Origin of the sequence: Phytobacter sp. RSE-02, assembly GCF_040578655.1 — a bacterium.
Lineage (GTDB): Bacteria > Pseudomonadota > Gammaproteobacteria > Enterobacterales > Enterobacteriaceae > Phytobacter > Phytobacter diazotrophicus.
The window spans coordinates 496,530-510,244 of record NZ_JBEULY010000001.1 but is presented as its reverse complement, the minus strand read 5'-3'; the positions used below and the strand labels follow the sequence as shown (position 1 = coordinate 510,244).

General features: G+C 51.4%; 14 protein-coding genes. 7 read left to right on the top strand and 7 right to left on the bottom strand.

The window, feature by feature from the left end; all coding sequences use genetic code 11:
* Nucleotides 1–54 precede the first annotated feature (54 nt).
* The 3 genes from bglG to ABU190_RS02210 form a co-directional block, all read right to left on the bottom strand.
* Entirely contained in the window at nt 55–888 is an 834-nt protein-coding gene (gene bglG, locus ABU190_RS02220) for a transcriptional antiterminator BglG (protein ID WP_041852022.1), read from the bottom strand.
* A gap of 152 nt (nt 889–1,040) precedes the next feature.
* Nucleotides 1,041–1,979, bottom strand: a complete 939-nt coding sequence (gene dusC, locus ABU190_RS02215) for a tRNA dihydrouridine(16) synthase DusC (RefSeq protein WP_354690253.1) — start codon at nt 1,977–1,979, stop codon at nt 1,041–1,043.
* A gap of 79 nt (nt 1,980–2,058) precedes the next feature.
* Nucleotides 2,059–2,601, bottom strand: coding sequence for an N-acetyltransferase family protein (locus ABU190_RS02210; protein WP_354690252.1), 543 nt, complete (start codon nt 2,599–2,601; stop codon nt 2,059–2,061).
* A 95-nt stretch (nt 2,602–2,696) separates the two neighbouring features.
* On the opposite strand from ABU190_RS02210, the gene ABU190_RS02205 reads away from it, so the two are divergent.
* The 5 genes from ABU190_RS02205 to sanA all read left to right on the top strand — a co-directional run bounded on the left by ABU190_RS02205 (nt 2,697) and on the right by sanA (nt 6,678).
* Nucleotides 2,697–3,593, top strand: coding sequence for a LysR family transcriptional regulator (locus ABU190_RS02205; RefSeq protein WP_354690251.1), 897 nt, complete (start codon nt 2,697–2,699; stop codon nt 3,591–3,593).
* A gap of 137 nt (nt 3,594–3,730) precedes the next feature.
* Complete coding sequence (locus ABU190_RS02200; RefSeq protein ID WP_110294521.1) at nt 3,731–4,129, top strand: CidA/LrgA family protein; 399 nt, start codon at nt 3,731–3,733, stop codon at nt 4,127–4,129.
* Nucleotides 4,126–4,821 (top strand): CidB/LrgB family autolysis modulator, encoded by a 696-nt coding sequence (locus ABU190_RS02195; protein ID WP_296429774.1) that lies wholly within the window; start codon nt 4,126–4,128, stop codon nt 4,819–4,821. The genes ABU190_RS02200 and ABU190_RS02195 overlap by 4 nt, the downstream gene beginning before the upstream one ends.
* Before the next feature lie 129 nt (nt 4,822–4,950).
* Nucleotides 4,951–5,835: a cytidine deaminase gene (gene cdd / locus ABU190_RS02190; protein ID WP_354690250.1), complete on the top strand. Its 885-nt coding sequence runs from the start codon at nt 4,951–4,953 to the stop codon at nt 5,833–5,835.
* 126 nt (nt 5,836–5,961) lie between these two features.
* Entirely contained in the window at nt 5,962–6,678 is a 717-nt protein-coding gene (gene sanA / locus ABU190_RS02185; protein WP_193793919.1) for an outer membrane permeability protein SanA, read from the top strand.
* Nucleotides 6,679–6,696: 18 nt separating this feature from the next.
* Here the strand turns inward: sanA and ABU190_RS02180 are convergent, their stop codons facing one another.
* Both ABU190_RS02180 and ABU190_RS02175 read right to left on the bottom strand, forming a co-directional pair.
* Nucleotides 6,697–7,122: a hypothetical protein gene (locus tag ABU190_RS02180; protein ID WP_354690249.1), complete on the bottom strand. Its 426-nt coding sequence runs from the start codon at nt 7,120–7,122 to the stop codon at nt 6,697–6,699.
* 226 nt (nt 7,123–7,348) lie between these two features.
* Complete coding sequence (locus ABU190_RS02175) at nt 7,349–7,576, bottom strand: phage domain protein (RefSeq protein WP_041852031.1); 228 nt, start codon at nt 7,574–7,576, stop codon at nt 7,349–7,351.
* Nucleotides 7,577–7,997: 421 nt separating this feature from the next.
* On the opposite strand from ABU190_RS02175, the gene ABU190_RS02170 reads away from it, so the two are divergent.
* Both ABU190_RS02170 and ABU190_RS02165 read left to right on the top strand, forming a co-directional pair.
* Nucleotides 7,998–8,882 (top strand): SDR family oxidoreductase, encoded by an 885-nt coding sequence (locus ABU190_RS02170; RefSeq protein ID WP_193793921.1) that lies wholly within the window; start codon nt 7,998–8,000, stop codon nt 8,880–8,882.
* A 343-nt stretch (nt 8,883–9,225) separates the two neighbouring features.
* Nucleotides 9,226–11,031 carry a glycoside hydrolase family 15 protein gene (locus ABU190_RS02165; RefSeq protein WP_354690248.1) on the top strand — a complete coding sequence of 602 codons (1,806 nt, stop codon included), beginning with the start codon at nt 9,226–9,228 and terminating at the stop codon, nt 11,029–11,031.
* 91 nt (nt 11,032–11,122) lie between these two features.
* Here ABU190_RS02165 and mglC read toward each other — a convergent pair whose 3' ends face one another.
* Together mglC and mglA are read right to left on the bottom strand one after the other, a co-directional pair.
* On the bottom strand, nt 11,123–12,133 hold the full coding sequence (mglC, locus tag ABU190_RS02160) for a galactose/methyl galactoside ABC transporter permease MglC (RefSeq protein ID WP_047369545.1): 1,011 nt from the start codon (nt 12,131–12,133) through the stop codon (nt 11,123–11,125).
* 15 nt (nt 12,134–12,148) lie between these two features.
* On the bottom strand, nt 12,149–13,669 hold the full coding sequence (gene mglA, locus ABU190_RS02155; protein WP_271850753.1) for a galactose/methyl galactoside ABC transporter ATP-binding protein MglA: 1,521 nt from the start codon (nt 13,667–13,669) through the stop codon (nt 12,149–12,151).
* Nucleotides 13,670–13,715: the final 46 nt, after the last annotated feature.

Genomic DNA, 13,715 nt, shown 5'->3' with positions numbered 1-13,715 from the left:
TGCCTGCGAGATGCAGTAACAATCCTGTTTTACACTTCGTTCTTCACGCTATTTTTAGCGTTTGTCTTTTCGTACGCGCTCAATATGAATCGCAAGGAACATAATCTCTTCTGTGGTGAGGTTCCGCTGATAGTTTTGTTCCAGATGGCGAGCCACCTTTTCCGCACAACGCCAGGCGCTGGCATAGTTCTCTTTAACCGCCTGGTGCAGCGACAAATCGTCATCCTCGACCACCGTGCGGGTTAACATCCGCTGGGAGAAAAATTTCAGGTGCGTGACGAACCGATGATAGCTGAGCGACTCTTCGTTATAGTCGAGTTTCAACTGGTACTTCACGATATGCAGGATCTCCTGCATCACTTTAGTGATATGCATAACATCCGGCATATCACTGTTAAGCTGGGCGGTGACCAGGTGCAGCGCGATAAATCCGGCTTCATCTTCTGGTAATTCCACGCCCAGGCGTTTTGCGATGATTGCCCGTGCCTCTTGCCCAATCTGGAACTCTTTGGGATAGAGACGGCGTATCTCCCACAACAGAACATTGCGAATCACCTGCCCTGTTTTCAGCCGTTCAATGGCAAAAAAGCAGTGGTCTGTCAGGGTGATATAGAGGCTATCCTGCAACTTCCCCAGCCGACCGCGCGCCAGTTCAATAATGCGATCGCAGGCGGTCATCACCTCAAGCGGGATCTGATTGAGCAACTCGCTTAAGCGTCTGACCAGTTCGTCACTTTGCAGGGCAAAAATCTTCTCGATTTTGCTGTCATCCAGCTCATCGCCGGTACGTTTCTGGAACGCGAGCCCCCGGCCCATAACGACCTGCTCGCGTTGTTGTTCATCCAGCACGACCACCACATTATTATTAAGTATTTTGGCGATTTTCATCCGAACCCCAGAAACAAAAAAACCTGACTTCCGGCAAATGCCAGAACATCAGGTTTAGCCTGCTTACGCAGTAACAATCCGCAGGAAACTTTATCAGGTTGCTTCATTCACTCAATCAATGCCACGCAAAAACGTGACTATGATCGCAGAGTTTACGCTTTCAGTGCCTGAATCGCGCGGGCTATGTCCGGTGAACTCTTAAGGGTACGAATCTGCTCGAACAGCGTAATCGCTTCGGCGTACTCTTTGCGCAGATAGCCCAGCCACTGTTTGATTCGCGCCACATGATACATCCCGGTATCGCCCTGCTTTTCCAGCCGCGTGTATTTTTGCAACAGCGCAACAACCTCGGGCCAGGGCATTCGCGGCGCGTTTTCTTTGACGACCCGGCTCAGGTTGGGGACGTTCAGCGCGCCACGACCAATCATTACCGCATCGCAGCCGGTTGCTGCCATGCAGTCCTGCGCGCTCTGCCAGTCCCAGATCTCGCCATTCGCGACAACCGGAATGCTAAGACGCTGGCGAATCTCACCAATGGCCTGCCAGTTAATACGCTCCGCTTTATAGCCGTCTTCTTTTGTTCGCCCGTGAACCACCAGCTCAGACGCGCCGGCCTGCTGAACGGCATCGGCAATTTCAAACTGTCGTGCGCCGCTATCCCACCCCAGACGCACTTTTACCGTTACCGGCAGATGAGCGGGCACGGCTTCGCGCATGGCTTTCGCCCCGCGATAAATCAGCTCAGGGTCTTTGAGCAGCGTTGCCCCGCCGCCACTGCCATTCACCAGCTTCGACGGACAGCCGCAGTTGAGATCGACGCCCCAGGAACCTAATGCCACCGCACGAGCCGCGTTTTCCGCCAGCCACTCGGGATATTGCCCCAGTAGTTGTACGCGAACCAGCGTACCGGAGGGAGTGCGACTTTGATGATGCAGTTCAGGGCAGATGCGGTAAAACGATTTCGCCGGCAACAGTTGGTCAACCACCCGCACAAACTCGGTGATACAGTGATCGTAGTCGTTAACCTCGGTCAGCAGCTCGCGCACCAGCGAATCGAGCACACCTTCCATCGGCGCCAGTAATACACGCATATATTGCCCCTGAAAAAATGAGGCGACATAGTAGCGCCTCTGACACAGGGAAGAAAGTGTGTTTCAAAACGCTGCTGCATCAGGCCGAGCGGGGGTAAGCGTCCACAGCCGGAAGACTCGAACTTCCTTCGCCCAGGGTGCGCTGCATAATGACAATATCCAACCAGCGACCATGCTTAAAACCGACATTGTTCAGCGTTCCTGTCAGGGTAAAACCTGCCTGCTGATGCAGGCGCAACGACCCCACATTTTCGCTGTTGCCAACGACGGCAATAAGCTGGCGATAGCCGTGGTTTTCCGCCCATTCAATGGCTTTCGCCAGTAACGCTTTGCCTGCTCCGCGCTGGCGAAATTGTTCATCAATATAGATAGAGTCCTCCAGCGTGTAGCGGTAGGCATAACGCGTGCGATAGTGTGAGAGGTAGCAATAGCCTTTCACGATCCCCTCTTCGAGAATGACAAACCACGGCAATCCGGCGCTGCGAGTCTTGTTTAAACGCGCCAGCATTTCCTCTCTGTCAGGTGCGGTGGTTTCAAATGAGGCGCTGCCATTCACCACGTGCCAGGCGTATATTTGCTGCATTGCGCTAATATGTTGTTCTTCTGCTTCGATAATTTCCATTGTCCGGCTCCTGATCAGGTGTGTTGACAGGCTAGCCGTAACGCATAAGTACAGACATAGTGCTGCGCTTATTACCTGTATAAGGAAAACTTTGGATGGCACACCTCAGTCTCGATCAATTGACGACCTACAGGCTGGTCATCAGCCGGCGCAGCTTTACCGCTGCCGCCGAAGCGCTGGGGATCTCGCAGCCTGCGGTCAGTCTCCAGATGCGCCAGTTGGAGACCGCGCTGCAAACCCGCCTGATTGAACGCACCGGTCGCGGCGTTCGCCCGACACCGGCAGGGCTGACATTACTGGCCCACTGCGAAGAAATCGAAAAAGCCGTTAGTGCTGCCGTGCAATCTGTTGCCATGCATAAGCTCGATATCAGCGGCACGGTTACGCTTGGCACAGGCGCCACGGTTTGTATTCATTTATTACCTGCCATATTGCAACAGCTACGTAAAGACTATCCTCAGCTCTCGGTTGGCGTCAGAACCGGCAATACGCAGGATATTGTCCGGGGTGTGGAGGAGAACAGTATCGACATCGGCCTTGTTACCCTGCCCGCCACCAGCAGAAATCTGGATGTAACGCCGGTCCTGGTCGATGAATTTGTCTCTATCACGGCGAAACCGCCCGAGGGCGAGTCTGGCGTTGAGACGGAGCAACTGCCGCTGATTGTTTTTGCCGCCGGGAGCAGTACACGCCAGCTTATTGATGGCTGGTTCCAGCGTGCCGGTAAGAATATCTCGCCAGTGATGGAGCTTGGCAGTATTGAGGCGATCAAACGGATGGTGCGCGCAGGACTTGGTTACAGCATTGTGCCGCGGATGTCGGTTGCGCAGGAAGAAGATTGCGCAGGCTTAACTGTGCAGCCGCTGGTCCCTGCGCTGCATCGCACGCTTGGGCTGATTATGCGCCAGGACAAAGTCGTGAATCGCGCGATGCGCGAAGTGATCCACAGCATTCAGGCGATCCCCACCGCAGAGCGTAAAAACAGCGCGTAATCCTGGAACAACAATCTTGTGGTAATGCCCGACGTTCCAGAATGGAATGTTTGGTATGCTCAGAATTCATGATGTGATCGGTAGCACATTTCCGGCTTTAATTGTATGATGAATGCGTTTCATCAAGGGTATACACCATGAGTAAATCACTGAACATTGTCTGGCAGTACCTTCGCGCATTTGTCCTGATATATGCTTGTTTATACGCAGGAATTTATATTTCATCACTGCTGCCTATTACGATTCCCGGCAGCATCATCGGCATGTTAATCATGTTTGTCCTGCTGGCACTGCAAATCCTGCCTGCCAAATGGGTCAATCCCGGCTGCTACGTGCTGATCCGCTACATGGCGCTACTGTTTGTGCCAATCGGCGTAGGCGTAATGCAGTATTACGACATTCTGCGCGCACAGTTTGGGCCAATAGTCGTCTCCTGTGCCGTCAGTACGGTGATTGTCTTTCTCGTGGTGAGCTGGAGTACGCATCTGATACACGGCGAGCGTAAAGTCGTTGGCGAGAAGGGAAGTGAAAAATGATGGCATATATCTGGTGGTCGCTTCCGCTCACGCTGGCGGTCTTTTTTGCTGCGCGTAAGCTCTCTGCACGTTTCAAGATGGCGCTGCTAAATCCTTTGCTGATTGCGATGGTGGTCATTATCCCGTTCCTGCTGGTTACCGGTATCCCCTATGACCACTACTTCCAGGGCAGCAAAATCCTTAATGATTTATTGCAACCTGCCGTGGTCGCCCTGGCGTTTCCGCTTTATGAGCAGTTGCACCAGATTCGCGCACGCTGGAAATCCATCATCACTATCTGCTTTTTTGGCAGTATCGTGGCGATGGCGAGCGGCGCCGGTATTGCACTGATGTTGGGGGCATCGCCAGAGATTGCCGCGTCCATTCTGCCTAAATCGGTCACCACGCCGATTGCCATGGCGGTTGGCGGCAGCATTGGCGGTATTCCGGCAATTAGCGCAGTCTGTGTGATTTTTGTCGGCGTCCTGGGCGCGGTCTTCGGTCATACCATGCTGAATGCCATGCGTATCCACACGAAATCAGCGCGTGGCCTGGCGATGGGCACCGCGTCGCACGCCCTGGGCACCGCGCGTTGTGCAGAGCTGGATTATCAGGAAGGGGCCTTTAGCTCACTGGCGCTGGTCATTTGTGGGATTATTACGTCACTGATTGCGCCATTCCTGTTCCCGGTCATCCTCGCGATAGCGGGTTAAAATTTGCGATGCGTCGCGCATTTTTAATTTGAATTGCATACGTTGCATATACAGTGAGATGTTGATCACATATAAAGGCTAAGACGGCCCTTACACTACGATCCCAATACATTGTTATGAGGCAACGCCATGCATTCACGTTTTCACACTGCGTTTCCGACCCTTGCGGAGAATTTACAGGCCGCACTGGCGCCGCTGCTGGCGGACGCGGATTTTCCCGCGATGTTAAGCGCAGAACAGGTAGCAACTCTGCTTAACGCCACAGGAATGGACGAAGACGCGTTGGCTTTCGCTCTGTTACCGTTAGCAGCAGCCTGCGCACGTACTGAGCTTTCGCACTTTAATGTCGGCGCGATTGCCCGCGGCGTTAGCGGCACCTGGTATTTCGGTAGCAATATGGAATTCTCTGGCGCCACCATGCAGCAAACCGTCCATGCAGAGCAGAGTGCCATTAGCCACGCCTGGCAGCGCGGTGAAAAGGCGCTGGCCTCCATCACCGTTAATTACACCCCCTGCGGTCACTGTCGTCAGTTTATGAATGAACTGAACAGCGGCCTGACGCTGCGTATTAACTTACCGGGTCGTGCGCCGCATACCCTGGGCGATTATCTGCCAGACGCATTCGGTCCTAAGGATCTTGAGATTAAAACCCTGCTACTTGATGCTCAGGACCACGGGTTTGCCCTCCGCGGAGACGCGCTTTCTCAGGCAGCTATCGCAGCAGCCAACAAAAGTCATACGCCCTATACGCAATCGCCGTCTGGTGTGGCTATTGAGTGTCGCAATGGGCGCATTTTCAGCGGCAGCTATGCGGAAAATGCCGCATTCAACCCGACATTGCCACCACTCCAGGGCGCGCTGAATCTGATGAGCCTGGCCGGGTTCGACTATCCGGATATGCAGCGTGCAGTACTCGCAGAAAAAGCAGATGCCCCTCTCACCCAATGGGACGCGACTGTCGCCACGCTGCGCGCTCTGGGTTGCCAGAACGTTGAGCGTGTTTTGCTCGACTGACCAGTCAACTGCGGGCATTTTGCCCGCAGTGATGAAAAACCCCGCAATTGAGCGCCCGTTTCTTGCGATTGCCGGACGGGTAAAGTAGCCTTGAGTGAAATTTAATCCTGTATCGAGTTTGTCCGCATGCTAAAGCGCTTTGTATACAGCCTGTTGGTCCTTATCGGCTTACTGCTGTTGACTGCGCTCGGCTTAGACCGCTGGATAAGCTGGAAAACCGCACCTTACATCTACGATGACCTGCAGGATTTGCCCTGGCGTCAGGTGGGGGTGGTACTGGGTACCGCAAAATATTACCGCACTGGCGTGATTAATCAGTATTACCGCTATCGTATTCAGGGCGCGCTGAATGCCTACAACAGCGGCAAAGTGAATTACCTGCTATTAAGCGGCGATAACGCTCTGCAAAGTTATAATGAGCCGATGACCATGCGTAAGGACCTGATTGCCGCTGGCGTTGACCCTTCTGACATCGTGCTGGATTACGCAGGATTTCGCACACTCGACTCGATTGTGCGTACTCGTAAGGTTTTCGATACCAACGATTTTATTATTATCACCCAGCGCTTTCATTGCGAACGTGCACTTTTTATTGCCCAGCATATGGGCATCCAGGCGCAATGCTATGCCGTCCCTTCGCCGAAAAATATGTGGAGCGTACGCATACGTGAATTTGGCGCACGTCTGGGGACGCTCGCTGATTTATATCTGTTCAAACGTGAACCCCGTTTCTTAGGCCCGCTGGAACCTATTCCTTCATTGCAGGAGGTACCTGAAGATGCGCAGGGCTACCCGGCGGTGACCGTCGAGCAGCTACTTGATTTAGACAAGAAAAATAACTAGATATCTCTCTACCCCACATCAAAACACGGATACACCACGTGCAGGTATTTTGGCAGGTCGAAGTAGCGAATAATTGCGTGTCATAAATTCTTGATGGTCGATATGCACTTGTCCTTGCTTATTCAGCGTCCAAAGCCCTGAGAGGGCATTAAATGGCAAAACGATTTCGCCGCCGGGCGTCGAGACAATATACTCACCAGTACGTAAGTAACCCGCATAACATTCAATACGTAACTGCGATCTATTTTGCATTGAAAATTCTATTTTACTGAATCCAGTGGGGATAACGGTATAAAACCAGGCAGGCAAATTAGTTATTTTCAGATCACCAAGATCGGCAACAACAGCATTATCCCGCAATAGCTGCACGGATTTTAAATAGTAGTGAACAGAGGTTTGTCTTTCGTGCGGCGGGTGATCAACTTTAAAATACACAACATTCATAGGCGCTCCAGTTCAGCATCACAACGGATTGCTCACCTATAATATATAGCGTAAGAAGCAGGCAATACGCCAACATTAAGAATTGACTTAAATGTTAACGTAGCGGCACTTAACTATTATGTAGTAAAAATAACAAATTGAATAGTATGATGCCTGGCAATAATGGGCAGCAGACTGCAATAAGCCACAGCTGCTGCAATGTTAATCATTCATAAACTGAGGGGTATCAGGCAACTTTTTCTTCATACTTATGCAGACTAACCTGGAGATCGTAAATGAGGCTTTTAACTTTCTCCGGCGTCAGACTAAAAAACTGCGACTCGAACGTTGAACCGCCCGGCGCATAAGGGGAAGTACTGTAACCAAAACGAATAACCACGCCATTCAAATCTTCCACTGCTCCCACCTGCCATCCATTAACGGGAAATGCAGGAAATGCTGATTCATTGTTCATCCTAATCTCCTTGTGAATGTTGTGACTCAAAGAGCGTAGCACCGAAATGCAAAAATTAACAATAAAGAATAGGTGAACTTTTAATGTAAAAGTGAATTTGTTATTCCATGCGTTATATCGTCGCGTTTATTAATTATCAACCTAAGTAAATTCCGAATATATGTTATTCAACAGGGGGTTATCAGTTAACGATTTGTTACCTTCATGTTCAAAAAAAGGACAAACGGAAGATATATCCTTGACGAATTGCTTGATAGAAATAGCCGCTTCGCTAGTTTTAGCTTTTACATAAAATAAGAAAAAATAGCGCGTTCCGTTTGTATAAAAATTAAAAAAAACGTTTCGTTATTTCTGTTCTGATAGCGCGAATGAATATTAAGGTCTACCTTAAAATTCTGGTTTACAGAAGAGGAAAATAATTATGTCACCTGCGGATAAGAAACATCTTCATTACCCACGGCCTCCTTTCCCGGCGCAGCCGCAACAGCCGCCGGGGTTGGCTTCCGAGATGAAACCTATTCCCGATCATGGGGAAACAAGTTATATCGGTTCCGGAAGGCTGGCAGGTAAGCGTGCATTAATTACCGGTGGTGATTCAGGTATCGGCCGCGCCGTTGCTATCGCTTTTGCCCGTGAAGGGGCGGACGTGGCGATTAATTATTTACCTGAGGAGCAATCCGATGCCGAAGCGGTGATCGCGTTAATCGCCGCAGAAGGACGAAAAGCAGTCGCGTTACCTGGCGATGTTCGTGATGAAGCATTTTGCCAGCAGCTCGTCGCAAGCGCCGTCCGGGAACTGGGAGGACTGGAGATTCTGGTCAACAATGCCGGACGTCAACAATACTGCGAATCCATTGAGGATCTGACCACCGAGGCGTTTGATGCAACCTTCAAAACGAACGTGTATGCGCCGTTCTGGATAACCAAAGCAGCCATCCCTCATTTGCAGGAAGGGGCGGTGATTATCAATACCACTTCGGTTCAGGCTTATCAGCCCAGCCCTATTCTGCTGGACTATGCGCAAACCAAAGCCTGTGGGGTCGCATTTACCAAAGCGCTGGCACAGCAACTTGGCGCTAAAGGTATTCGCGTCAACGCCGTCGCGCCAGGGCCATACTGGACAGTGCTGCAATCAAGCGGCGGTCAACCTGAGGAAAAAGTGAAACAATTTGGCGCATCCGCACCGCTTGGCCGCCCGGGTCAACCCGTGGAGATTGCCCCGCTGTATGTGCTGTTTGCCTCGGATGAGAGTTCCTACTCTTCTGGTCAGGTCTGGTGTTCTGACGGCGGAACGGGAACGCTGTAATACCTGTGGCAGGCTACGGCCTGCCATAGCTGTTGTGGCTACTCTTGTTTTTTATTGGGTAATAATTTTCTTATTACACGTTCAACCTCACATCGGTTTTGCTTACATTTCTCATTTTTCCGGGCATTGCGCCCTGCTCCGTTTTTGCCCCGGATATCCAAACCGAACGTATATCTCCCACCGGGAGCGCCAACGCTAAACAGGAATACATCCTCAGCGACCTTACGTCAGCTTGATGAAAAGACAGGTCATTTTCCTGCGCTATCGCCAATCCTTGTTACGCTTGATCTACGCACTTATTTATGGCGGCAGATGGCCGCCATACTTATGACCAGGAGAAAAGATGAAGAACGAGTCGTACTCTCATCCGCCGCGTCATGATGGCTATGCGGGACTGGGCGATTACGCCGCCATTGGCGATGGCCGCTCGGTGGCGTTAATCGCCCCCGACGGCGCAATTGACTGGTGGTGCGCCCCCAATATGGACTCCCCGCCGCTCTTTGATCGCATTCTTGACGCCGCCAGCGGTGGTTATTTCCAGATTGAGCCCACCGACGATTATCGCGTTGATCGCCGCTACCGGGAAAACAGCAATGTGCTGGAAACCTTTTATGAGACAGCGTCCGGTTGTGTGATGTTGACTGAATCCCTCAATAGCAATTACGCCGGACGCCTGCCCTGGTGTGAACTGGCGAGACGCGTCGAAGGCATTCAAGGCGAAGTCGAACTGCGGGTGATCTTTGTGCCGGGAACGGCGGCCTGTACCCGCTCCCCCTGGATTCAGAACACCAACAAAGGCCAGGTTATCCATATTGGCGATTTAATGGCGATGCTGCGGACCTCTGACGATGTCACCGTCACCCATTTCGATGACTACGCGATAGAGGGAACCGTTATCGCCCGTGAAGGTGTGCGTTCACTGGTGGCGTTGCTGGTCAGCCATAAAGAACCGCTCGCCGTACCCTCTCTTGAAAAAATTGACGGCCATATTGATATCTCCGACCACGTCTGGCAGTTATGGTGCGAAAGCCTGACCTATAAAGGCATGTTCCCTGAGCACGTGACGCGTTCGGCTCTGGCGCTAAAGTTCCTGCTCTATTCCCCGACCGGCGCCCTGGCGGCGGCACCGACCACATCATTACCGGAAGGCATCGGCGGCGAGAAAAACTATGACTACCGCTACGCCTGGACACGAGATGCCTGCATGATCATCCGTGCTTTTACCGTTATCGGTGCGCTGGAGGAGTGCAAGGCGGCCTTCTCGTGGCTTACCAACACCATCCTGCGCCATGACGGCAAAGTCCGCGTCTGTTATACCCTTGATGGCGGCATCGTTCCGGCGGAAAGCTACCCGCCATTATGCGGCTATAAGAACTCACGCCCGGTGCGCATCGGCAATAACGCACGTGACCAGCAACAGCTCAGTATGTATGGCGATCTGCTGGCTACCGCTCTGCTGTTTGTCCGCGCCGGACACGTGCTGGATCTTACCACCGCCCGGCTGCTCGCCTCGCTGGCGAATACCTGCGCCGATATCTGGAAGCAGGCGGACTCCGGCATCTGGGAACTGCACGACCTGCAACACTACACCCACTCTAAAATCACCTGCTGGATAACGCTGGATATTGCCGCCCATCTGGCGCGCGAGGGGCACCTGGAGGCAACCTGGGTGGCCCGCTGGGATCGTGAAAAAGCGCGCATCGAGGCATGGGTCGAGACGCATTGCTGGTCGGAGAAAAAGCAGGCGTATACCTTTTATGCCGGCAGCGACCGGCTCGATGCCTCGCTCTGTCTTGCCTGGCATTATGGTAAGCACTGTAATCCGCAGCGCATGCGTTCAACCCTCAACGCCATTATGGACGAACTGGGGCACGGCGAGCCCATGCTCTATCGCTACAGTGGTGTCGAGCAGGAGGAGAGCACCTTTGTCGCCTGTTCGTTCTGGATGGTGGAGGCGCTGGCGGAGATGGGGGATAAAACACGCGCCCGGCACTGTATGGACACCATCCTTAAGACGCTCTGCGATAAGGGCAATGTGGAGACGTTTAATGAGATGTTCGATGTGCGAAGCGGCGAATGGCGCGGCAACGTGCCGCAGGGGTTGAGCCATCTGGCGCTGATTTGCGCCGCCGATGCGCTATCAAGGTAAGGCAATCCCGGATTCGGCATTAAAACACCTTATCCGGATTTGCTGCAAAAAGTAGCCCGGATAAGGCAACGCCGTATCCGGGTTCTGATTGTTATTTCTTACGCGCGTATTTCAGGGAGTCCAGCGCCACCGCGAAGATGATGATGCCGCCCTTAATGATGTACTGCCAGTACGGGTTGATACCGATATAGGTCAGACCGTAGTTGATAACGGTGAAGATGATTACACCGGTCACCACGCCCAGAACCGTACCTACCCCGCCGCTAAAGGAGACGCCGCCTACCACGCACGCTGCGATAGCATCAAGTTCGTACATAAAACCGAGGTTATTGGTTGCCGAGCCGATACGACCTGCTTCCAGCATCCCACCGAACGCATAGAACACACCGGACAGGGCATAGATCATCAGCAGGTTCAGCGCAACGTTAACACCAGACACTTTTGCCGCTTCCGGGTTACCACCGATAGCGAATATGTTTTTGCCAAAGCGGGTTTTGTTCCACAACACCCAAACGAAGGCGACGGCAATCAATGCATAGAAGGTGATATAAGACAGACGGAACGCACCCAGCGCGATAAAGCCTTGCGTGAAGGTAGAGAAGCCGCTGTCAAAGCCGGAAATCGGCGATGCACCCACGAAGTCGTAGTACAGGGAGTTGATACCGTACACGATGATCATCGTACCCAACGTGGTGATAAAAGGCGTCACGTTGAGGTAAGCAATGATAATACCGTTCACCAGACCGATGATTGCACCGATCACACAAACAATGCCGATGACCGCGATGATCGGCATCGTGTGCATTTCCGGAAACACTTTGTTGACGTTTTCCATCGACTGCAACAAGGTCGCTGCCACTACCGCCGCCAGGCCTACCTGACGCCCTGCGGACAGGTCAGTACCCTGTGTCACAATCAGCCCGGCTACGCCCAGTGCGATGATAATACGCACGGAAGACTGGGTCAGAATGTTACTTAAGTTCAGCAGACTTAAGAACGTAGGATCCTGGAAAATAATAATCGCCAGTAACACTAAAAGAACAACGTAAATACCGCCGTCTTTCAGATAAGTGAGAAAAGTTTTTTTATTTAACGCACTCATGAGGAGCCCCTGATCTTAAAGGTGCAAAGACGCAAGACGGAGTATTTCGTTTTGCGTTGTCGTTTTAGTGTCAACAATTCCGGCAACGAGACCATTGCTCATCACCAGAATACGGTCAGTGATACCCAACAATTCAGGCATTTCAGAGGAGATAATAATAATCCCCTTGTTTTTCTTCGCCAGCTCCGCAATCAGCTGATATATCTCGAACTTCGCCCCAACGTCAATACCACGAGTGGGTTCGTCAAGCATTAAGATTTCTGGTTGGGTTAACAACCAGCGACCAATAATCACTTTCTGTTGGTTACCACCGGAAAGCGATCCAATTTGGGTACGGTGGCCGGGTGTTTTCACGCGCATGGAGTCAATAACCCATTGGGTATCGCTTTTCATACGGGAATTATCCAGCAGACCGACTTTATTTTTATAGTTCTGAATATTGGAAATAAGCGAATTAAATCCGATATCCAGGTAAGCGTAAATCCCGGTAGAGCGACGCTCTTCGGTAACCAATGCGAAACCATTATTGATGGCTTCATTCGCATTGTGGTTATTAATATTTTTGCCGTGTAGCTTAATTGTACCCGTGGCTTTTTCACGAATACCAAATAATGTTTCTACGATATCGGTACGCTTCGCCCCAACCAGACCAGCAATACCAAGAATCTCACCTTTACGCAGATCAAAGGAGATATCGCGGATTGACGGCTGGCGCAATGAGGTCAGATTACGTACTTCGAGAATCGTCTCACCCGGCGTGTTCTGGCGATCCGGGAAACGTTGGTTGAGCGAACGCCCTACCATCATCGCAATGATCTTGTCCATATCCAGCCCTTCAAGCGGCTGGGTCGCAATCCACTGACCATCACGCAGGATCGTAATTTCATCACAGAGCTGGAAGATTTCTTCCATCTTATGGGAAATATAAACAATACCGCAGCCGCGATCTTTCAGCTTACGGATAATTTTGAAAAGATGATTAACTTCTTTTTCGGTCAGCGAAGAAGTTGGTTCGTCCATGATGACAATTTTGGCATCGTATGAGAACGCTTTTGCAATTTCGATCATCTGCATTTGCGAAACAGATAATGTACCGACACGCGCACGCGGATCAATATCAATATCCAGCTCATCAAAGATGTCTTTTGTATCACGGTACATTTTGTCCTGATCGACAAACACGCCTTTGGTTGGGTAACGACCTAACCACATGTTGTCCATTACAGAACGTTGCAACACCAGGTTAAGTTCCTGGTGAACCATTGAGATACCATTTTCCAGCGCTTCTTTTGCAGAATGGAAATCGATTTCTTTTCCCTGAAAAAGAATACTGCCGGAGTCTTTCTGGTATATCCCAAAAAGGCATTTTAATAATGTCGATTTACCGGCGCCATTTTCACCCATTAATGCATGGATTGAGTGCGGACGCACTTTTAAATTCACATTATCGAGAGCCTTTACCCCTGGAAAAGACTTGTTGATATTGCTCATTTCCAACAAGAATTCACCGGACGACTGAGTATTATTGCTGACCATAATTGTACCTTGTTGGCCTGGCATATCGTATTATAAGGGCGCAACT

What these genes read in the sequence shown, in the direction of transcription:
- cdd (WP_354690250.1), top strand. Translation starts at nt 4,951, where the DNA reads ATGCATTCACGTTTTCACACTGCGTTTCCGACCCTTGCGGAGAATTTA.
- ABU190_RS02210 (WP_354690252.1), bottom strand. Translation starts at nt 2,601, where the DNA reads ATGGAAATTATCGAAGCAGAAGAACAACATATTAGCGCAATGCAGCAA.
- ABU190_RS02175 (WP_041852031.1), bottom strand. Translation starts at nt 7,576, where the DNA reads ATGAACAATGAATCAGCATTTCCTGCATTTCCCGTTAATGGATGGCAG.
- ABU190_RS02205 (WP_354690251.1), top strand. Translation starts at nt 2,697, where the DNA reads ATGGCACACCTCAGTCTCGATCAATTGACGACCTACAGGCTGGTCATC.
- ABU190_RS02170 (WP_193793921.1), top strand. Translation starts at nt 7,998, where the DNA reads ATGTCACCTGCGGATAAGAAACATCTTCATTACCCACGGCCTCCTTTC.
- bglG (WP_041852022.1), bottom strand. Translation starts at nt 888, where the DNA reads ATGAAAATCGCCAAAATACTTAATAATAATGTGGTGGTCGTGCTGGAT.
- sanA (WP_193793919.1), top strand. Translation starts at nt 5,962, where the DNA reads ATGCTAAAGCGCTTTGTATACAGCCTGTTGGTCCTTATCGGCTTACTG.
- ABU190_RS02200 (WP_110294521.1), top strand. Translation starts at nt 3,731, where the DNA reads ATGAGTAAATCACTGAACATTGTCTGGCAGTACCTTCGCGCATTTGTC.
- mglA (WP_271850753.1), bottom strand. Translation starts at nt 13,669, where the DNA reads ATGGTCAGCAATAATACTCAGTCGTCCGGTGAATTCTTGTTGGAAATG.
- dusC (WP_354690253.1), bottom strand. Translation starts at nt 1,979, where the DNA reads ATGCGTGTATTACTGGCGCCGATGGAAGGTGTGCTCGATTCGCTGGTG.
- ABU190_RS02195 (WP_296429774.1), top strand. Translation starts at nt 4,126, where the DNA reads ATGATGGCATATATCTGGTGGTCGCTTCCGCTCACGCTGGCGGTCTTT.
- ABU190_RS02180 (WP_354690249.1), bottom strand. Translation starts at nt 7,122, where the DNA reads ATGAATGTTGTGTATTTTAAAGTTGATCACCCGCCGCACGAAAGACAA.
- mglC (WP_047369545.1), bottom strand. Translation starts at nt 12,133, where the DNA reads ATGAGTGCGTTAAATAAAAAAACTTTTCTCACTTATCTGAAAGACGGC.
- ABU190_RS02165 (WP_354690248.1), top strand. Translation starts at nt 9,226, where the DNA reads ATGAAGAACGAGTCGTACTCTCATCCGCCGCGTCATGATGGCTATGCG.